The 19326-nt window shown below is 67.1% G+C and carries 20 protein-coding genes; 4 read left to right on the top strand and 16 right to left on the bottom strand.

Features of this window, described 5'->3' with window-relative positions:
• Positions 1-59 precede the first annotated feature (59 nt).
• From AC1DJT_RS02270 to AC1DJT_RS02315, 10 genes are all read right to left on the bottom strand, one after another.
• On the bottom strand, positions 60-1004 hold the full coding sequence (locus AC1DJT_RS02270) for a 2-hydroxyacid dehydrogenase (RefSeq protein WP_476767932.1): 945 nt from the start codon (positions 1002-1004) through the stop codon (positions 60-62).
• Complete coding sequence (gene deoA / locus AC1DJT_RS02275; RefSeq protein WP_476833447.1) at positions 1001-2329, bottom strand: thymidine phosphorylase; 1329 nt, start codon at positions 2327-2329, stop codon at positions 1001-1003. Before deoA ends, AC1DJT_RS02270 begins: the two co-directional genes overlap by 4 nt.
• Positions 2329-3090, bottom strand: a complete 762-nt coding sequence (gene deoC / locus AC1DJT_RS02280; protein ID WP_476833448.1) for a deoxyribose-phosphate aldolase — start codon at positions 3088-3090, stop codon at positions 2329-2331. Before deoC ends, deoA begins: the two co-directional genes overlap by 1 nt.
• A gap of 2 nt (positions 3091-3092) precedes the next feature.
• A complete protein-coding gene (locus AC1DJT_RS02285) occupies positions 3093-3905 on the bottom strand; it encodes a purine-nucleoside phosphorylase (RefSeq protein ID WP_476767929.1) in 813 nt (270 codons plus the stop codon).
• Between the two features lie 57 nt (positions 3906-3962).
• Positions 3963-4376 carry a cytidine deaminase gene (locus AC1DJT_RS02290; RefSeq protein ID WP_441490447.1) on the bottom strand — a complete coding sequence of 138 codons (414 nt, stop codon included), beginning with the start codon at positions 4374-4376 and terminating at the stop codon, positions 3963-3965.
• Complete coding sequence (locus AC1DJT_RS02295) at positions 4376-5350, bottom strand: ABC transporter permease (protein WP_476833449.1); 975 nt, start codon at positions 5348-5350, stop codon at positions 4376-4378. The genes AC1DJT_RS02290 and AC1DJT_RS02295 overlap by 1 nt, the downstream gene beginning before the upstream one ends.
• 2 nt (positions 5351-5352) lie before the next feature.
• The gene (locus tag AC1DJT_RS02300) at positions 5353-6453 is read right to left on the bottom strand and encodes an ABC transporter permease (protein ID WP_476833450.1); all 1101 of its coding nucleotides are present in this window, start codon (positions 6451-6453) and stop codon (positions 5353-5355) included.
• Positions 6450-7976 (bottom strand): ABC transporter ATP-binding protein, encoded by a 1527-nt coding sequence (locus AC1DJT_RS02305; RefSeq protein WP_476833451.1) that lies wholly within the window; start codon positions 7974-7976, stop codon positions 6450-6452. The genes AC1DJT_RS02300 and AC1DJT_RS02305 overlap by 4 nt, the downstream gene beginning before the upstream one ends.
• On the bottom strand, positions 7973-8710 hold the full coding sequence (locus AC1DJT_RS02310; RefSeq protein WP_476833452.1) for an MBL fold metallo-hydrolase: 738 nt from the start codon (positions 8708-8710) through the stop codon (positions 7973-7975). Before AC1DJT_RS02310 ends, AC1DJT_RS02305 begins: the two co-directional genes overlap by 4 nt.
• 61 nt (positions 8711-8771) lie before the next feature.
• The gene (locus AC1DJT_RS02315; protein WP_113518360.1) at positions 8772-9773 is read right to left on the bottom strand and encodes a BMP family lipoprotein; all 1002 of its coding nucleotides are present in this window, start codon (positions 9771-9773) and stop codon (positions 8772-8774) included.
• 160 nt (positions 9774-9933) lie between these two features.
• On the opposite strand from AC1DJT_RS02315, the gene AC1DJT_RS02320 reads away from it, so the two are divergent.
• Positions 9934-10722: a HesA/MoeB/ThiF family protein gene (locus tag AC1DJT_RS02320; protein WP_113518359.1), complete on the top strand. Its 789-nt coding sequence runs from the start codon at positions 9934-9936 to the stop codon at positions 10720-10722.
• A gap of 67 nt (positions 10723-10789) precedes the next feature.
• On the opposite strand, the gene gshB is transcribed toward AC1DJT_RS02320, so the two are convergent.
• The 3 genes from gshB to rsmI all read right to left on the bottom strand — a co-directional run bounded on the left by gshB (position 10790) and on the right by rsmI (position 13123).
• Entirely contained in the window at positions 10790-11740 is a 951-nt protein-coding gene (gshB, locus tag AC1DJT_RS02325; RefSeq protein WP_476833453.1) for a glutathione synthase, read from the bottom strand.
• A 70-nt stretch (positions 11741-11810) separates the two neighbouring features.
• Positions 11811-12191: a YraN family protein gene (locus AC1DJT_RS02330; RefSeq protein ID WP_069877958.1), complete on the bottom strand. Its 381-nt coding sequence runs from the start codon at positions 12189-12191 to the stop codon at positions 11811-11813.
• Positions 12188-13123 (bottom strand): 16S rRNA (cytidine(1402)-2'-O)-methyltransferase, encoded by a 936-nt coding sequence (gene rsmI, locus AC1DJT_RS02335; protein ID WP_441490441.1) that lies wholly within the window; start codon positions 13121-13123, stop codon positions 12188-12190. Before rsmI ends, AC1DJT_RS02330 begins: the two co-directional genes overlap by 4 nt.
• Before the next feature lie 194 nt (positions 13124-13317).
• On the opposite strand from rsmI, the gene AC1DJT_RS02340 reads away from it, so the two are divergent.
• Positions 13318-14529: a penicillin-binding protein activator gene (locus AC1DJT_RS02340; protein ID WP_441506312.1), complete on the top strand. Its 1212-nt coding sequence runs from the start codon at positions 13318-13320 to the stop codon at positions 14527-14529.
• Between the two features lie 101 nt (positions 14530-14630).
• Here the strand turns inward: AC1DJT_RS02340 and hemW are convergent, their stop codons facing one another.
• Genes hemW through rph form a run of 3 tightly spaced genes read right to left on the bottom strand, consistent with a single transcriptional unit; the run spans position 14631 to position 17196 of the window.
• Complete coding sequence (gene hemW, locus AC1DJT_RS02345; protein ID WP_476767925.1) at positions 14631-15833, bottom strand: radical SAM family heme chaperone HemW; 1203 nt, start codon at positions 15831-15833, stop codon at positions 14631-14633.
• Positions 15830-16477 carry an RdgB/HAM1 family non-canonical purine NTP pyrophosphatase gene (rdgB, locus tag AC1DJT_RS02350; RefSeq protein WP_476776741.1) on the bottom strand — a complete coding sequence of 216 codons (648 nt, stop codon included), beginning with the start codon at positions 16475-16477 and terminating at the stop codon, positions 15830-15832. Before rdgB ends, hemW begins: the two co-directional genes overlap by 4 nt.
• Before the next feature lie 2 nt (positions 16478-16479).
• Complete coding sequence (gene rph, locus AC1DJT_RS02355) at positions 16480-17196, bottom strand: ribonuclease PH (RefSeq protein ID WP_476833454.1); 717 nt, start codon at positions 17194-17196, stop codon at positions 16480-16482.
• Between the two features lie 142 nt (positions 17197-17338).
• Here rph and hrcA point away from each other — a divergent pair, with 142 nt between their 5' ends.
• Positions 17339-18421 (top strand): heat-inducible transcriptional repressor HrcA, encoded by a 1083-nt coding sequence (hrcA, locus tag AC1DJT_RS02360; RefSeq protein WP_476833455.1) that lies wholly within the window; start codon positions 17339-17341, stop codon positions 18419-18421.
• Positions 18418-19080 carry an ankyrin repeat domain-containing protein gene (locus AC1DJT_RS02365; protein ID WP_441506309.1) on the top strand — a complete coding sequence of 221 codons (663 nt, stop codon included), beginning with the start codon at positions 18418-18420 and terminating at the stop codon, positions 19078-19080. The genes hrcA and AC1DJT_RS02365 overlap by 4 nt, the downstream gene beginning before the upstream one ends.
• Positions 19081-19326 lie beyond the last annotated feature (246 nt).

Below are 19326 nucleotides of genomic sequence, written 5' to 3' on the forward strand. Positions count from 1 at the left end.
TGCAGCATCTCAGCACAACGACGGTGCCGTGACGCTTGCGTGACGGAGCGGCAGGCCGCTCAGTAACCTCGGGCGGGATCGACGACATGCTCCAGCGCTTCGCCGGCCTGCAGCCGCCGGATTTGCGCCGCGATCAGGGTCGCGATCGCCTCCGGGTCTGACATCGCGGCATTATGCGGTGTCACGGTCACGGCCGGATGGCTCCAGAGCGGGGAATCGGCCGGCAATGGCTCGGTCTGGAACACGTCCAGTGTCGCCCCCCTCAGTGTGCCGGTTTCGAGCGCGGACAGGATATCGGTCTCGACCTGCAGGCCGCCGCGACCGGCATTGATCAGGAATGGCCCGCCGAGCCGCCCGCCCTGCGCGAGACCGCCGAGCAGCTTTGCATTGATGACCCCGCGCGTATCCGGTGTCAGCGGCAGCAGACTGACCAGGATGTCGGTGCGAGCGAGGAACGCTGCCATGCCGTCTTCCCCGGCGAAGGTGACAAGCCCGTCGACGCTCTTCGGCGAACGGCTCCAGCCGGCGACGTCGAAGCCGAGGACCTGCAGTTTTCGCACCGCGTCGAGCCCAAGCTCGCCGAGCCCCATGACGCCGACACGCACCGAGCGGGCCGCCGGCTGGTTGCGATCGTCTTCCCAGGATTTGGCGAGTTGCTGACGGTCGTAGCGGCGCTGCTGGCGCAGATGCATCAGGCAGTGCAGTACGATGTATTCGCTCATGCGCGTCGTCAGATCAGGATCGACCACGCGGGCGATCGGCACCGGCGGCAGGCGGCTATCGGCGAAGATGTGGTCAACGCCGGCGCCGAGCGAGAAGATCGCTGCGAGATTGGGCAGGCCCGCGAGGCTTCCCTCGGGATGCTTCCAGCTCGCGACGTAATGCACGGCGCGGCGGTCGAAGGGCTCGCCGAGCGTGACGACCGGGAGTTCCGGCAGCAGGGCGGCAAAACGCCCCCGCCAATCCTCGATATGCCAGCCGGTCATTGCCAGAAGCAGACTCATGATCCTGAAGTCTCCGTGATGCGTTGCGCGATCAGCGGACCGTGTCCGGCCGCGTCCTCGCCGAGTGTATAGGCTCGCCGCAGCCGGGCCTCGGCCGCGGTGAAGCTGGCCTCGTCGCGGGCATGGATGATTGCGAGCGGCCGTTCCGGCCCGACATCCTGGCCAAGCCCTGCCAGTTCGACGAGGCCGACAGCATGGTCGATCGCGTCCTGCGGCCGCGTCCTCCCACCGCCGAGCGCCACCACGGCAAGCCCGACGCCGCGCGTGTCGACGGTGCGCACGGCTCCGCTCGAGGCCGGATAGGCCGCCCGGATGACCGCGGCGGGCGCGAGATGCTTTGTCGGCTTCTCCAGCAGGTCGGCCGGGCCACCAAGCGCGACGACCATTTCGGCGAAACGCTCCGCGGCGGCGCCGCTGCTGAAAGCTGCCTCGATCTTCGCCCGGGCTTCGTCGAGGTTATGCGCAAGCTTGCCGAGCAGCAGCATCTCGGCGGCCAGTGCCACGGTCACTTCGTGGAAGCGCGGTTCGCGCCGGCGTCCCGTCAGGTGGTCGAGAGCATAGGCGACTTCGAGCGTGTTGCCGGCCGCCGACGCGAGCGGCTCGGCCATGTCGGTCATCAGCGCGGTTGTCGGCAGGCCGGCGCCATTGGCGACGCCGACGAGCGCCTCTGCGAGGTCATGCGCCTTGTTGAAGTCGGGCAGGAAGGCGCCGGAGCCGAATTTCACGTCCATGGCCAGGCCGTGCAGGCCTGCGGCGAGCTTCTTCGACAGGATCGAGGACACCAGCAGCGGGATCGTCTCGACCGTCGCGGTCACGTCGCGGATGGCATAGAGGCGCTTGTCGGCGGGGGCGAGATCGGCGGTCTGGCCGATGATGGCGCAGCCGGTTTCGCGCACCACCTTGCGGAACAGCGCGATATCCGGTTGCGTCACATATCCCGGCACGGCATCGAGCTTGTCGAGCGTGCCGCCGGTATGGCCGAGGCCACGTCCCGAAATCATCGGCACATAGCCACCGCAGGCCGCGACGACCGCGGCCAGAGGCAGGCTGACCGTGTCGCCGACGCCGCCGGTCGAGTGTTTGTCGAGTGCGGGGCCGGGCAGGTCGTCCCAGTTCAGGACCGTGCCGGAATCGCGCATGGCGAGCGTCAGGGCAACGCGTTCCTCGGCGTTCATGTTGCGGAAGAATACGGCCATGGCAAATGCGGCGGCCTGGCCCTCGCTGACGGAACCGTCGGTCAGCCCGGCGACGATCTGGCGGATATCCTCGCCGGGAAGCGTGCCGCCATCGCGCTTGGCGGCAATGATCTCCTGAGGCAGTCGCATCAATAGGCCCCGTCGATCCGTTCGCCGGCGGTCTTGCCCTCGATGATGTCGACGAGGACCTGGTGCRGGCCGCTGGCGCCGATGCGGAAGGTGGAGGGCTTCGCCCAATCCGGTCCCATCGCCTTGTCGGCCAGCGCAAGATAGGCGTTTGCGTCGGGAAGCGTCTTGATGCCGCCTGAGGGCTTGATGCCGACCGGTCGTCCGGCTGCCTTGATGACGGCCAGCATGGTCTCGACCGCCGGCAGGCTGGCGGAATGGGCGGTCTTGCCGGTCGAGGTCTTGATGAAGTCGGCCCCGGCCGAAATCGCGAGCATTGAGGCTCGCTTCACCGCGTCGAGATCAGGGTATTCGCCGGTTTCAAGGATGACCTTCAGCAGCCTGTCGCCACACTGGTCCTTGGCGCTCGCAACCATCTCGCGGGCAATGTCGCTGTCGCCATCGAGGAAGGCGCGCCAGGGCAGGACGAGGTCGATCTCATCGGCGCCGTCCCCCAGTGCTTCCGCGACATCTCCGGCAACCAGCGTGCAGTTGCTGCCCCCGGCCGGGAAATTGACCACGGTCGCGATCTTCACGGTCGAATGGCGCAGCGCCTTGCGCGCAATCTCGACGAAGCGCGGCCAGATGCAGACGGCGGCAACGGGGCCAGGCGCAGCGACGGCGCGCGCGCAAAGTCGCAGGGTGCCGGCCTCGCTCGCCTGGTCCGAGAGATCGGTCAGGTCGAGGAGACTCAGTGCACGGGCCGCGGCTTCAAGATCGGCCATCTCTAGAGCTCCGCCAGGAAAGAGCGGAACAGGCGGCGCAGGCCCGTCGACGCGGCCGCCGCAACGTCACGGGTCTCCCCGTGGCTCGGCGCGCCGCCAAGAATACCCGCGCCCATATTGGTGATCACCGAGATACCGGCGACGCGAACGCCATGCCGGCGCGCGATGATGACCTCCGGCACGGTCGACATGCCGACGAGATCGGCGCCGAGCATCTTCGCCATCCTGATCTCGGCTGGCGTCTCGAAGCTCGGCCCCGAGAACCACATATAGACGCCTTCGCCCATATTGACCCCTGAAGCGGCCGCCGCCTTCTTCAGGCGTGCCCGCAGATGCGGATCATAGGCATCGACCATCGGCACGAAACGCCCATCGCCGGTATCGCCGATCAGCGGGTTCGGCGCGTTGAGATTGATGTGGTCGGTAATCAGGGCGAGGCCGCCGGGCCGCAGGTCCGGCTTCAGCGAGCCCGATGCATTGGTCAGGACCAGTGGCGGCGAGCCGAAGGCTGTCAGCATGCCGATCGGCACGCGCATCACCGCAGGATCTCCGGTTTCGTAGAAATGCGCCCGCCCCTGGAAGATCAGGACGCGCTTGCCGTGCAGCGTGCCATAGCAGACGGCGCGGGCATGGCCCGAGACATGGCCCTGCGGGAATCCCGGGATCTCCGCGAACGGAATGACGACCGGGTCGACCACATCGTCGACGATGCGGCCGAGCCCGGTGCCGAGTACGAAGGCGCAGTCGATCCCACCGTCGACGCCGCGGTCGATCAGCGTTCCCGCTGCCTTGTCGAAACTCGGGTCAGCCGCCATTCCAATGCCTCGGTATCGGGGTCGGCCTGCGCACGGATGCGCGCGGGCCTGCGCAAATCAGGTGCGCAAATTGGCCGGTCCGAACGAGGCTGGCAACAGCTCCGCGAGCGAAAACCGGGCACGCACGCCATCGGGGCCCGCAATCGCGATGGGTGTTTCCGGGGCAGCGAACTCGCGAATGCGCTGACGGCAGGCACCGCACGGGGTGACCAGCTCCTCGCCGTCGCCAAGGACCAGAACGGCATGGATCGCCCGTCCGCCCGCCGCGATCATCGCGGAGATGGCGCCGGCCTCGGCGCAGAGCCCGACGGGATAGGAGGCGTTCTCGACATTGCAGCCGGAATGGATCGCGCCGTTGTCATCGAGGATGGCGGCGCCGACCCGGAATGCGGAATAGGGCGCATAGGCCCGGATCTGCGCGCGCCTGGCCGTGGCGAAGAGGGCGTCGAAATTGGGCGCAGACTCGCTCATCAACGCTCCTTCACATAGGGCAGGCCGGAGGCCTTCGGTGGCACGGCCTTGCCGATGAAACCAGCAAGCAGGATGACGGTGAGAAGATAGGGCAGGGCCTGGATCGCCTGGACGGGAACCTGTCCGATACCAGGAAGCAGCACGCCCTGCAGCCGGATCGCGATGGCATCGAGCAGCCCGAAGAGCAGGCAGGCCCCCAGCGCCGGCCAGGGACGCCAATTCGCAAAGATCACGGCGGCGAGCGCGATGAAGCCCTTTCCCGCCGTCATTTGCGGCAGGAAACCGGCCGATTGCGAAACGGCGAGATAGGTGCCGCCCAGCCCACAAAGCACGCCGCAGATCACCACCGCGCCATAGCGCAGCCCGGCGACCGAGATGCCCGCGGTATCGACGGCTGCCGGGTTCTCGCCGACGGCGCGCAGCCGCAGGCCGAAGCGTGTGCGCTTCAGCACGAAGGCGGTGATCGGAACCGCGAGGATGGCGAGATAGACCGGTGCCCCATGGCCGGAGATGACCTCGTCGTAGAGAAGGCCGAGGACGGGGACGTGTTCGCGCATGGCCCTGGCGAAGGGAAGGGTGAGATCGCCGAAGCGCGCTGCCCCTTCGAGCGGCGGGGTCCGTCCTCCCTGTCCATACCAGGCATTGCCGAGCACCACGGTGACGCCCGCCGCCAGCATGTTGATGGCGACGCCGGAGACGATCTGGTTGCCGCGCCAGGTGATCGCTGCKAAGCCGTGGACGAGCGAGAGCAGGACCGAGGCCAGGATGCCGGCGCCGAGCCCCGCCCAGGCGGAGCCGGTCACGAAGGCTGCGACGGCCGAAGCGAAGGCCGCGACCAGCATCTTCCCTTCCAGCCCGATATCGACGACGCCGGAGCGTTCGGACCATAGCCCGGCGAGTGCCGCGCAKAGCAGCGGAATCGACAGTCGGATCGTGGAATCGAGGATGACGGCGATGGTCGTGAGCCAGTCCATGGCTAGGCCACCCGGCCGAGTCGGAGGGCGTTGGCGACGAGCTTGCGAAAGAGCCCGTCGAGCGCCCCGGCAAAGAGAATGACCACGCCGCCGATCACGACGACCATGTCCCGCGTAATGGTCGGCTTGTCGAAGGAGAGTTCCGCTCCGCCCTGATAGAGCACGCCGAACAGGAAGGCTGAGAGCGCGACGCCGATCGGGTGGCCGCGCCCCATCAACCCGACGGCGATGCCGACGAAACCGTAGCCGGCCGTGAAATCGATCAGGAGGCGGTGCTGCACACCCATCGCCTCGTTGACCGCGAGCCCGCCAGCCAGGGCGCCGGAGAGCGCCATCGCGACCATGGTCATCCGGGCGGGCGAAATGCCGGCATAGGCGGCAGCGCGTGGATTGGCGCCCACGGTGCGGATCGCGTAACCGAGGCGCGAGCGATAGATCAGTGCCCAGATTGCGACGAGCGCGGCGAGCGCGAGCAGGAAAGCGGTGTTGAGCGGGGTCGCCGGCAGCTTGATCCCGAGCGGCGCGAGCAACTGGTGCATCGGCGTCAACACGGCGTGCCCGGCGAATTCCGGGGTTTCGGCCTGCATCGAACCAGGTTTCCCCATCACGTTGACGAGCAGATAGACGCTCAGCGTCGCCGCCAGGAAATTGAACATGATCGTGGTGATGACGACGTGGCTGCCGMGCGTCGCCTGCAGCCAGCCGGGGATGAAACCATAGAGCGCGCCTCCTGCCGCTCCCGCCAGGATGGCGAGCGGCACGAGCAGGATGCCGGGCAGCGGCGCGAGCCAGAGGCAAGCCAGCGCGAGGAAGATGCCGGCGACGGTCGCCTGGCCCTCGCCGCCGATGTTGAACAGCCCGGCATGGAAGGCGACGGCGACGGCGAGGCCCGTGAAGATGAAATTCGTGGTGTAGTAGAGCGTGAAACCCAAGCCCTCGATGCTGCCGAGGGCACCCTTGAGAAGCAGGGCCGTGGCTTCCAAGGGGCTCTCGCCGATGCCGAGCACCACCAGTCCGGCGACAAGGAGCGCCGCAGTGACGCTGACCAGCGGAACCAGCCCGGCATCGGCCCAGCGGGGCAGGTCGATCGGCGTGGCGCTCATGCGGCTTCCTGGTTCACACCGGCCATCAGCAGGCCGAGATCGCGCTCATTGGTGGCCTCGGCCGCTCGCTCGCCGGTGACCCGGCCGCCGCACATGGCCAGGATCCTGTCGGACAACGCCATCACCTCCTCGAGCTCGACCGAAACAAGCAGGATCGCCACTCCGGCATCGCGCAGCGCAATCAGGCGGCGATGGATGAACTCGATCGCACCGATATCGACGCCGCGTGTCGGCTGGCCGACGAGCAGGACCTTTGGTGCGCGCTCGATCTCGCGGGCCAGCACGATCTTCTGCTGATTGCCGCCCGAGAATTTCGCGGCCTTCAGGGACGGGTCTGCCGGGCGCACATCATAGGCCGTCATGCCGGCAAACGCGTGCGCTGCAATCCTGGTCGGCGAGAGGAAGGGGCCTGGTCCGAAGGCCGGGTCGTCCTGGTAGCCGAGGATGCTGTTCTCGGCCGCGGGAAAGGCGGTGACCAGTCCCATCCTGTGGCGGTCCTCGGGAATATGCATCACCCCGAGTTCGCGCAGATTGGCGGGCGTGCGGTCGCCGGCGTTGAGGATCTCGCCGTCGAGCCGGATGACGMCGCGCGAGGGCTGGAGCAGGCCGGCAAGCACCTCGAGCAATTCGCTCTGGCCATTGCCGGCGACGCCGGCGATGCCGACGATCTCGCCGGCATGCAGCGTCAGGCTGACATCGCTGAGCTTCTCGCAACCACGCTCGTCATAGAAACCGAGGCCGGCAGCCTCCAGAACGGGGGCCCCGCGCGGATGCTCCGTCTTCTCCACCCGCAGCAGCACGCGCCGTCCGACCATCGCTTCGGCAAGCTCGGGAGGCGAGGTCCGGGCGGTTTCGACATGCGCGATCATCTCACCCCGACGCATCACCGAGACGGTGTCGGTCACATCCATGACCTCGCGCAGTTTGTGGGTGATCAGGATCACCGTCTTGCCCTGCGCCTTCAGTGATCGCAGCAGCGCAAAGAGCTGGTCGGCTTCCGATGGGGTCAGCACGGCGGTGGGTTCGTCGAGGATCAGGATCTCGGCGCCGCGATAGAGCGCCTTCAGGATTTCGACGCGCTGCTGAAAGCCGACGGAGAGATCGCCGACGATGGCGTCCGGGTCGATGGCGAGGCCATAATCCCGGGAGAGGCGCGCAAGCTCGGCCCGTGCCCTGGCGATGCCGCCCTTGAGCAGCTTGCCGCCCTCCGCGCCGAGCACGACGTTCTCGACGACGCTGAGTGGTTCGACCAGCATGAAATGCTGATGGACCATGCCGATGCCGGCCGTGATCGCGTCCGCCGGTCTGCGAATACGCAAGGGCTGGCCTGCGACCCTGATCTCGCCGGAATCGGCCTCATAGAAACCGTAGAGGATCGACATCAGCGTCGATTTGCCGGCTCCGTTTTCGCCGACGATGCCGTGGATTGAGCCGGCGGCGATGGAAAGCGAGACGTCCTTGTTGGCCAGGACCGGGCCGAAGCGCTTGCTGATCGCGATCAGTTCGATGGCGGGAACGCTCATGGCACGATCACCATGCCGTCATGGGCCCGCTCTTCCGGCAACGGGCCGTCATGGGCGAGCATGCCCGGCCCCATATGGGTCAGCACGATGCGCGGGGTCGCGAGATCGCCGCGCCGTGCCGCGAGTGTCTTGTAGTCGAGATGGTTGGCCAGCGGCCGGTCGTAATTGTAGCACTCGACAAGCAGCACATCGGCTCCGGCGGCCAAGGAGATCAGCTCATCGCTCCAGGCCGTATCGCCGGAAAAGGCAAAGACCTTGCCGTCGCGTGCCAGTCGATAGCCCTGGCAAGGGCCGGCGCGCTCGTCATGCACCATCGGGAAGGCGGTGATCGYGAGCCCGGCCAACATTGCCGGTGCTTCCGGCGTCACCTCGACGAAACGGATCGGGAAGCGCCAGGGATTGGCCGAGGCGCCGGGGAAATCGGCCTCCAGCGCATGCCACGCTCGGTGTTCGATGCCGGCCGGCCCTGCGATGGTCAGGGGCTCGTTCCGGCGCGAGACGAATTGCGCATCGAGCAGAAAGGCCGGCAGCGCGCCGAAATGGTCGCCGTGGAAATGCGTGAACAGCAGGCTCGAGATCGGATTGCGGGCGACGTCCGCCTTGTTCAGCGCGACCATGCTCGACGAGCCGCAGTCGAGCAACATGCGCTCGCCGACGGCCTCGACGAGCAGGCAGGTGTTGAAACGCCCGCCCGATCCGAAGGCGTCGCCGGAGCCAAGAATGGTGATCTTCATCCGGATGCGGCCCCAAAGCGCCGCCCTCCCCGAGAAGGAGAGGGCGGCATGCGCCCGTTCCTCACATCGTGCACTTAGAGTCCGACATATAGTCGTGCACCTTCACCGTGCCGGCGATGATGTCATCGCGCGCCTTGTCGGCGGCGGCTTTCATCTCGGGCGTGATCAAGGCCCGGTTGGCATCGTCGAGCGCCCAGGCGACGCCGTCCTCCTTCAGCCCGAGCACGGAGATGCCCGGCTTCCAGCTGCCTTCGCGGGCCGCCTTGAAGGAGGCGTAGGTCGCGACATCGACGCGCTTCAGCATCGAGGTCAGCACCTTGCCCGGCTGCAGGGCGTTCTGGTTGGAATCGACGCCGATGCCGAGCTTGCCGGCATCCGCCGCCGCGCGCAGCACGCCGATGCCGGTGCCGCCGGCTGCGTGGTAGATCACGTCGGCGCCGCGGTCGATCTGCGACTTGGCAAGCTCGCCGCCCTTCACCGGGTCGTTCCAGGCGGAGGGCGTCGAGCCCGTCATGTTCTGGAAGACCTCGCCATCCTTCTTCGCCGCCTTGACGCCCTGGACATAGCCGCAGGCGAATTTCCGGATCAGCGGGATATCCATGCCGCCGACGAACCCGACCTTGCCGCTCTTGGATGCCATCCCGGCGAGCAGGCCGACGAGATAGGAGCCCTCATGCTCCTTGAACACGACCGACTGTACGTTCGGCAGGTCGACAACCATGTCGATGATCGTGAATTTCAGGTCGGGGAATTCGGCTGCCACCTTTTGCAGGGCGGTCGCCTGGCTGAAGCCGACCGCGATGATCGGGGAATGGCCGTCGCGTGCGAAGCGCCGCAGGGCCTGCTCGATCTGCGCCTCGTTGGTCGGCTCGAAATCGCGGAACTCGACACCGGTTTCCTTCTTGAATTTCTCGGCGCCGATGAAGGCGGCTTCGTTGAAGGATTTGTCGAATTTGCCGCCCTTGTCATAAACGACCGCCGGCTTGATTGCGGTTTGCGCCATGGCGGCGAGAGCCGAAAAGGCGACGCCCGCTAGCGCCAGCGCAAGAGATCTGACCCGCATATGTGCTTCCCCTGTGAACGCGCGGCGCGGTTTCTCCGCCCCTGCCTGTGCGCACGATGGCACGGCTTCCTCGCCCGGCCAAGCCGGGCTGCAGGCCATTTCCCTTGGCCCCGCCAACGCCACGATTGCCCAATCCAGCGGTTCGGCTTAACTCTGATGCATGAGCCTGCACGGTGACGAGATCGAACGCTATGCGCGCCATCTGGTGCTGCCGGAGATCGGCGGTCCGGGGCAGGCCAAACTCAAATCCACCAGCGTACTCGTGATCGGCGCGGGCGGGCTTGGCGCGCCGCTGATCCAGTATCTTGCCGCCGCGGGTGTCGGCATGATCGGTATCGTCGACGCCGATCATGTCTCGCTTTCCAACCTGCAGCGCCAGACCATCTTCAGCACTGCCGACCTCGGCGCGAACAAGGCGGTTGCGGCTGCCGGCTTCATCAAGCGGCTCAACCCGCATGTCGCGGTCGAGGAGCATGTCACCCGCATCGACCCGCACAACGCCCGCGCCATGGTTGCCTTCTACGACGTGATCGCCGACGGCACCGACAATTTCGAGACGCGTTACGCCGTCGCCGATGCCTGCTTCTACGAGAAGAAGCCGCTGGTCACCGCGGCCCTTGGCCGCTTCGATGGGTCGCTGACCACGCTGCGCCCGCATGAGAAGCGGCCGGACGGGCGGCCGAACCCGACCTATCGCTGCCTCTTTCCCAATCCGCCGCCGCCTGGCACGGTCGCACCCTGTGCCGAAGCCGGTGTGCTTGGCGCGCTCGCCGGCGTGATGGGCTCGCTGATGGCGCTGGAGGTGATTCGCGCAATCACCGGCTTCGGGGAGCCGCTGGTCGGCAAGCTCCTGCTCGTCGACGCGATGACGATGCGCTTCGATACGATGCGMTACGACTGGGATGCCGCCAATCCGTTGAACGGGACGGCGGTCGCCAGGAGCGCCTGAGCCTTCAGCCCCGATGCTGCGCTGTCGGCCGGGACAGGCCGGAGCCTGACCCGATGCGGTGGGGGCCCTAGCCTCGGCTTCTCACCTTCGCCTCGATCGCGTCCCAGACCTGGGCGGCGATATCGGGCCCGCCCAGCTTCTTGACGGCGCGCACGCCCRTCGGCGCCGTGACGTTGATCTCGGTCAGGTAGTTGCCGATCACGTCGATTCCCACCAGGATCAGGCCTCGCTCGCGCAGCGTCGGACCAATCGCCTCGCAGATCTCGAGCTCGCGCTTGGAGAGATCCGTCGGAGCGGCGGCGCCGCCGCGCACCATATTGGCGCGCAGGTCACCATCGGCCGGGACCCGGTTGACCGCGCCTGCCGCCTTGCCGTCCACCAGCAGGATGCGTTTGTCGCCGGCGCTGACCTCCTTCATGAAGCGCTGGACCACCCAGGCCTCCTTGAAGATCCCGGAGAAGAGATCGAACAGCGAGCCGAAATTGGGGTCGCCCTTCCCGGTCTTGAACACGGTCGCGCCGCCATGGCCGTAAAGCGGCTTCATCACGATCTCGCCGAACTCTTCGCGAAATGCTTCGATCTCGGCCCTGTCGCGGGTGATCAGGGTCGGCGGCATCAGTTCGGGGAAATGCGTGACCAGGATCTTCTCGGGCGCGTTGCGTACCTGCGCGGGATCGTTGACGACCAGCGTCTTCGGATGGATGCGCTCCAGCATATGCGTGGAGGTGATGTAGGCCATGTCGAACGGCGGGTCCTGCCGCAGCAGCACGACATCGAGCGTCGAGAGATTGGTGCGTTCCTCGGTTCCGAGGGTGAAGTGATCTCCGTCGACGTCACGCACTTCGACCGGCCTGATCGGCGCGGTGACCTTGCCGTCCCGCATCGAAAGCTGGTCCGGCGTATAGGTGTGGAGCGTGTGTCCGCGCCGCTGCGCCTCCAGCATCAAGGCGAAGCCGGTATCGCCGGCGATCCTGACGCGTTCGATGGGGTCCATCTGGATGGCGACGGCAAGGGTCATGGGCAAGGTTCCTGTTGCGCGGCCTCATATCGGCCCAGGCCCCATGCCTGTGCAAGGGGCAGGCTGCGCGTCACAGGATCAGCTCGAAGGCGCCGGGCACATGGCGCGGCCGACGCCAGGGCGCGACGAAGACGGCATCGGCTCGCAAATGATGGTCCATCGCCCAGGCATTGCGCGAGAGCCATTGCCGGATGCGGGCCTCGATCAGCCGGCGTTTCTCCGGAGTGATCGCGGTCAGCGCATCGTCGAGCAGGCCCCGGGCCTTGACCTCGACGAAGGCGATGGTGCGTCCGCGCTTCACGATGAGGTCGATCTCGCCGCCCTTGCCGCCGAAGCGCCGGGCGAGGGGCCGGTAACCCTTCGCGGCAAGCCAGAGGATCGCCAGCAGCTCGCCGCGCTGGCCGGTCGTTCCGGCTCGTCTGGCCTTCTGGCTGCGAGCCCTGGCTCTCAAGGCTCGCGGGTCAGTTCGAGGGCGCGCGCATAAATCTTGCGGCGCGGCTGCCCCGTCTCGGCGGCGACCTGCGCGACCGCCTCCTTGAGCGAGAGCCGCGCCATGGCCTCGCGCAGGCGCTCATCGATGACATCTCCCGCTGGAAGCAGAGCCTCGGCTCCGGGTGGACCGATGATCACGACGATCTCGCCGCGTGCTTCTTCCTCCTCGCCGTAATGGGCGGCGAGTTCAGCAAGCGTCCCGCGTTGTACGGTTTCGTGGTACTTGGTCAGTTCGCGGGCGACCGCTGCCGGCCTTGCGCCCAGCACTGCGCCGGCATCGGCGAGCATCTCGGCGAGGCGGCGCGGCGATTCGAAGAAGACGAGGGTGCCTGGAATGACCGCCAGCTCGGTCAGTCGCCCGCGCCGCGCGGCCGATTTCGGCGGCAGGAAACCTTCGAAGAAGAACCGGTCTGTCGGCAGGCCGGCAAGCACCAGCGCCGCCAGAACGGCTGAGGGGCCGGGAATGCCGGTGACCGGCAGGCCTTCGGCGACGACATCGGCGACCAGCTTGTAGCCGGGGTCCGACACCAGCGGCGTGCCCGCGTCGGAGATCAGGGCAAGCCGCCCGCCCTCCCGCAGCTTGGCCAGGATCTTCGGCCGCATCTGCGCGGCATTGTGCTCGTGATAGGGCAGGAGCGGTGTCGAGATTCCGTAATGTGCCAGCAGCGTCTTGCTGGTGCGCGTGTCCTCGGCGAGCACGGCATCGGCGGCGGCAAGCGTCGCCAGGGCGCGAAACGATATGTCGCGCAGATTGCCGATCGGGGTTGCGACGATGTGCAGGCCCGGCGCCAGCGTCTCCGCTTCGGCGCGGAGCCCGAAGGCCGTGTAGCTGGGGGCGCGCTGCGATGCACGCGGGGCAGAGGCAGGCGGGGCGGAGGACGGAGCGGACATGTCCGCAAGCTGCCACAGCCGCGGTCCTTATGCCACGGCCGCATGCAGCTGCGCCTCGTTTCAAATGCGGCAAGACAGAGTTAACAACTTGAAAATACCATGTCGCACTGGCAGGAGTTCTCCACGGTCGGGGGACTGCAAGCTGGATACGGTCGCAATGACCGCGTTCCCCGTTCTCGACTGGAGATGATCCCGTGCTGCTCCAACGGCTCCCCCTTCCGGTCTCGAGGTTGCGTCTGGCGGCTCTGGCCCTCGGTGTTTCGCTTGGGCTCGCGGCCTGCAGCGGCGGTACGTCCGGTCTGCCAGGTTTTGACGGCGGTTCCGCGGCCCCGGGCGGCGAGGCTCAGGCGCCCACCGGCCAGACCATCGGCACCGGCAAGGTCAAAGTCGGCCTCGTGCTTCCCCTGACTGCGGAAGGGCAGGGCGCGGTCGTCGGCAACTCCCTGAAGAACGCTGCCGAGATGGCKCTTGCCGAATTCCCGGGCGCCGACCTCACGCTGCTGGTCAAGGATGATCGCGGGTCGCCGGAAGGCGCTCAGGCCGCGGCTCAGGAAGCGCTGCGTGAAGGTGCTGAACTGATCATCGGGCCGCTCTTTGCACCCTCGGTGCAGGCTGCCGCTCAAGTGGCGCGCGGCGCCAACCGCCCGATCATGGCTTTCTCCAGCGATAGCAATGTCGCTTCGCGCGGCGTCTATCTGCTCTCCTTCCCGCCCGAGAACGACGTCAATCGCGTGATCGCCTACGCCTCTTCGCAGGGGCGCAAGTCCTTTGCCGCGCTGGTTCCGGATACCGCCTATGGCCGGGTCGTCGAGGCCGCGTTCCAGCAGGCCGTCGCCAATCGCGGGGCGCGGGCGGTCATCATCGAGCGTTTCGGCTCCGACCAGAACAGCATGCGCACCGCTGTCCAGCGCCTCGTGCCGGCCTTGCAGCAGGCGGACGCGCTCTTCGTCCCGGCCGCAGCCGACACCATGCCGGCGCTGGGACTGGCACTTCAGCAAGCCGGGTTCGATCCGGCCAAGGTGAAGCCTCTCGGCACCGGTGTCTGGAACGATGCCAGCGTCGCGCGCGTTCCGGCGATCCAGGGAGGCTGGTTCGCATCGCCCGACACAGCCGGTTTCAATGCCTTTGCGGGCCGTTATCAGCAGCGCTTCAACGGCGCGCCGACCCGCACCGCGACTCTGGCCTATGATGCGGTCTCGCTGGCAGCGGCGTTGGCGCGGACGCAGGGAAGCCAGCGTTTCTCCGAGTCGGTTCTGACCAACCCGCAGGGCTTTGCCGGTGCGGACGGCGTCTTCCGTTTCCGCCCGGATGGGCAGATCGAGCGCGGGCTTGCGGTTCTCGAACTGCGCAACGGCCAGATCGTGACGGTCAATGCCGCGCCGCGAGACCTTGGGCCGAGGACGTAACAGGGCCCCCGCGCGCGGTTTCCGGGCGCTGCGACGCGCAGATCCTCGGTTCCAGAAACAGAATGATGCCCGGCGCGAGGCCGGGCATGGGGGCGGCAGGTCTAGGCCGCCAGATCCGCCACCAACGCGTCCAGGACCAGCGCCCCGTCCGGTGTCGCGGCGAGCTTGCCGCCGGGCTTGCGTGTCAGCAGCCCCTCCTTCATCAGGCTGTCGACGCGGGAAGACTTCAGTTCGCGCCCTGAAAGCGCCCTGAACGTGACCGGATCGATGCCCTCGACCAGTCGCAGGCCCATCAGCAGATATTCGTCGCCTTGCGCCTCGGCGTTCAGGCACTCGTTCTCGACCAGCGCATGCCCTTCGGCCTCGACGCGCTCGAGCCAGACTTCCGGTCGCTTCTCGGTCGATTGCGCCATCCGGCCCTCTGCTGTGACCAGCCTTCCATGCGCACCGGGGCCAATGCCGGCATATTCGCCATAGCGCCAGTAAACGAGATTGTGCCGGCATTCAGCGCCCGGCCTGGCATGGTTCGAGATCTCGTAGACCGGCAGGCCGTGCTTTGCCGTGATCTCCTGCGTCGTCTCGTAGAGTGCGGCGCCGACCTCATAATCCGGCACCTTCAACTTGCCGGCCTTGTACAGGGCCGCGAAGGCGGTGTCGGGCTCGATGGTGAGCTGGTAGAGCGAGAGATGCTCGGCAGCATGGCTGATCGCGAGTTCGAGTTCCTCGCGCCAGAGCGCGGGAGTCTGCTCGACGGAGCGGGCGTAGATCAGGTCGAAGGAGTAGCGCTCGAAATAGCGCCGCGCGATCGCCACCGCATCGAGCGCTTCCTGTGTCGAGTGCATCCGGCCCAGCGCCTTGAGGTCGGCGTCGTTCAACGCCTGCACACCGAGCGAGACGCGGTTGACGCCGGCGGCGCGGAAATCCTGGAAGCGTCCTGCCTCGACGCTGGTCGGGTTTGCTTCGAGCGAGACTTCGCAATTCGGGTCGACCGCCCAGGCGCCGCCGATCGCGTCGAGGATTGCGCCGACCGTGCGGCCCTCCATCAGCGAGGGCGTGCCGCCGCCGAAGAAGATCGAGGAGACGGTGCGTCCGGGCGCTAGCTGGGCGCGGTGCGCGATTTCGCGCCTGAAGGCTTCGATGAAGCGCTGCTGGTCGGGCGGCGTATGCCGCACATGCGAGTTGAAGTCGCAATAGGGGCACTTGGCCAGGCAGAATGGCCAATGCACATAGGCCGCGAAACCGGCATCCGCGGTCGGATGCGGCGCGACCGCCTGACGCTCGGCGATGGCGGCTGGCGCGTTCACTGGGGCAGCCTCAGGCAGGCTGCGGCGAGGAGCTGGAAGGCGCGGGCGCGATGCGACAGCGCCTCCGAACCATCATCCGGCACGCCGTGCTTTTCATCGGAAGACATTTCGCCAAAGGTCTTGGTGCGGCCGTCCGGCTTGAAAATCGGATCGTAACCGAAGCCTGAAGGGCCGCGCGGCTCATGGATGATCTCGCCGTAGACGCGGCCTTCGAAGAGCTCCTGGTGTCCGTCCGGCCAGGCGATGACCAGCGCGGAGACGAAATGACCCCGACGCTTGTCGGAGGTCGTTGCGCCGCGCTTGGCGAGCTCGGCCTGGACGCGGGCGAGCGCCGGGGCAAAGTTCTTGCCCGGCCCGGCCCAGTTGGCGGAGAACAGGCCAGGGGCGCCGTCGAGCGCATCGATGCACAGGCCGGAATCATCGGCGATCGCCGGCAGGCCGCTCGCTTGCGCGGAKGCCACCGCCTTGATCGCGGCATTCTCCGAGAACATGTGGCCATTCTCCTCGGGCTCGGGCAGGCCGAGTTCCCCGGCCGAGACCAGATCGACGCCATAGGGCGCCATCAGCTCGCGCATTTCGCGCAGCTTGCCCTGGTTATGGGTCGCAATCACGACCTTGCCTTGGAGAAGCCGATGTCCGCTCATGATCAGGCCACCGCCGCCTTCTGCAGCGCGACCAGCTTGCTGACGCCGCCCTTGGCGAGCCGGAGCAGGGCCATCAGCTMATCCTCCGAGAAGGGAGCGCCTTCGGCAGTGCCCTGCACTTCGACCAGGCCGCCTGTTCCGGTGATGACGAAGTTCGCGTCGGTCTGCGCGCCGGAATCCTCGACATAGTCGAGATCGATGACCGGGTTGCCGGCGACGATACCGCAGGAAATCGCGGCGACATGATCCTTGAGCGGGTTCGATGCCTTGAGCATGCCGCGCCCCTCCATCCATTTCAGCGCGTCGTGCAGCGCGACCCAGGCGCCGGTGATCGAGGCCGTGCGCGTGCCGCCATCAGCCTGGAGGACGTCGCAATCGACCACGATCTGGCGCTCGCCGATGGCGGTCAGGTCGACGACCGCGCGAAGCGAGCGCCCGACCAGGCGCTGGATTTCCTGCGTGCGGCCCGATGGCTTGCCGGAGGTGACCTCGCGGCGTGTGCGTTCATGCGTGGCACGCGGCAGCATTGAGTACTCGGCCGTGACCCAGCCCTTGCCGGTGCCACGCAGCCATGGTGGACCCTTTTCCTCGACCGTCGCGGCGCAGAGCACCTTGGTCTCGCCGAAGCTGACCATGCAGGAACCTTCCGCATAGCGCACCACGCCGCGTTCCAGCGTGACCTTGCGCATCTCGTCGGCCGCKCGTTTGGAGGGTCGCATGTTCACATCCCGATTTCGTGAGTTCGGCGGCTTGTAGGCGTTTGGGCCGGGCGCGGCAAGGCTAGCAGCCAGCGCTTGCCTCTTGATCCGCTGCCGCGCCGAAGGGACAATAGCCTATGTGCAACCAGATACTCGCCTCGCCATGAGCGCGCCCACGCGGCAGGACAGCCCTGGCGGGCTGGTCGAGACCGACCAACRCTCCCGTGAGATTTTCCGGCAGATCGTCGATGGCTATCTCGCGACGGGCGAGCCCGTCGGCTCGCGCAACATCGCGCGGCTGCTGCCGGTGGCCCTGTCGCCGGCAACTGTGCGCAATGTCATGACCGACCTCGAAATGGCGGGGCTGATCTACGCGCCGCATACCTCGGCCGGTCGGTTGCCGACCGAACGCGGATTGCGTTTCTTCGTCGACGCCATGATGGAAGTCGGCAACCTGACCTCCGACGAACGCGCCCGCATCGAGGCTCAGATGCGGGCAGCGGCCTCGACCCGGACGCTGGACGGCGCGCTGACCGAGGCGTCTGCACTGCTGTCTGGGCTGTCGCGTGGTGCCGGCGTTGTGGTCACCACCAAGGCCAATTCCCGGCTGAAGCATATCGAATTTGTCCGGCTGGAGCCGGTGCGCGCGCTTGTGGTGCTCGTGGCGGAGGACGGTACGGTCGAGAATCGGTTGCTCGCCCTTCCGCCGGGTCTGCCCGCCTCGGCCCTGACGGAGGCTGCGAATTTTCTCAATGCCCGTGTCCTCGGCAAGACCCTGAGCGAACTGCAGCGCGAGATCGCCGACGATCGCGCCACCATGGAGCGCGAACTCGATGCGCTGACGGCGAAGCTTGTCGAGAGCGGCATCGCCACCTCGTCAGGTCCGAGCAGCGATCGCCATCTGATCGTGCGTGGCCAGGCCAATCTGCTGGAGGATCTCAAGGCACAGGAGGATCTCGAGCGTATCCGCCTGCTCTTCGGGGATCTGGAGACGCAGACCGACGTGATCGACTTGCTGTCCCGCGCCGAGGCCGGCGACGGCGTGCGCATCTTCATCGGCTCAGAGAACAAGCTGTTCTCGATGTCCGGCTCTTCGATGATCGCCGCACCTTTCCATGATGCCGAGCAGCGCATTGTCGGCGTTGTCGGCATCATCGGCCCGACACGGCTGAACTATGCCCGCATCGTGCCGATGGTGGACTATACCGCCAAGGTCGTGGGGCGGCTTCTGGATGGTGCGCGGTGAAGCGCGTCTTGCGAGCCGGACTGATTCTGGTGCTTGGAGTTTTTGCGATGGCGGCGATGGGGCAGAACGGACAGGCGAGCCTCCTCGACGCGGCCGCCGCCGGCAGGACTGCCGAGGTCTCCCGGCTGATCGCGGCCGGGGCCGATCTCGAGGCTCGCGATGCGCAGGGGCGCTCGCCGTTGTTGCTCGCTGTGGCCGGCAATCATGTAGCGATCGCCAAGGCGCTGCTCGCGGCGGGCGCCAACATCAATGCGCAGGCCGCCAATCGCGACACGCCCTGGCTGCTCGCCGGTGCCGCCGGTCGCGCCGAGATCGTCGCTGCGATGATCCCGCTGAAGCCCGACCTGGCGATCCGCAACCGCTATGGCGGCAACGCCCTGATCCCGGCCTGCGAGCGCGCCCATGTCGAGACGGTCAAGCTGCTCCTGGGCAGCGGCATCGACCTGGACCACGTCAACGATCTCGGTTGGACCTGCCTGCTCGAGATCGTCATCCTGGGCGATGGCGGGCCACGGCATCAGGAGGTTGCAAAGCTTGTGCTCGAGGCAGGCGCCGATCCGAGTCTGGCCGACAAGGATGGTGTCTCGCCGCTGGCCCATGCCCGCCAGCGCGGGCAGCGGGCCGTCGCGGCCTTGATCGAGAAGGCCGGCGGCCGCTGAACGATTCCAGCCAGCGGGCCATGACCTGCTCGCTGGCGTGAAGGTCGTTCGCTTCGGGTTGCCCCGGACCGAGACTGCTCTGTCGCTCGATCAGGTGGACCGCCAGCCCGCGCTCCATGACGTCGCCGGCCCCGAATTTCGCAGTGGCCGGGAGGCCGCTCAAGCATCCCGATTTGGCATCGACGCATTCTGGCGTTACCTCTGCCGCCAAAGCGACCCAGGTGCGCTCCAGACCACAAGGCCAAA

Source organism: Allobosea sp. 05T422_2, from assembly GCF_056396265.1.

Excerpts from the sequence above, each read along its gene's own strand:
- AC1DJT_RS02290 (WP_441490447.1), bottom strand. The coding sequence starts at position 4,376 with ATGAGCGAGTCTGCGCCCAATTTCGACGCCCTCTTCGCCACGGCCAGG.
- AC1DJT_RS02285 (WP_476767929.1), bottom strand. The coding sequence starts at position 3,905 with ATGGCGGCTGACCCGAGTTTCGACAAGGCAGCGGGAACGCTGATCGAC.
- AC1DJT_RS02270 (WP_476767932.1), bottom strand. The coding sequence starts at position 1,004 with ATGAGTCTGCTTCTGGCAATGACCGGCTGGCATATCGAGGATTGGCGG.
- AC1DJT_RS02315 (WP_113518360.1), bottom strand. The coding sequence starts at position 9,773 with ATGCGGGTCAGATCTCTTGCGCTGGCGCTAGCGGGCGTCGCCTTTTCG.
- deoA (WP_476833447.1), bottom strand. The coding sequence starts at position 2,329 with ATGCGACTGCCTCAGGAGATCATTGCCGCCAAGCGCGATGGCGGCACG.
- rsmI (WP_441490441.1), bottom strand. The coding sequence starts at position 13,123 with ATGTCCGCTCCGTCCTCCGCCCCGCCTGCCTCTGCCCCGCGTGCATCG.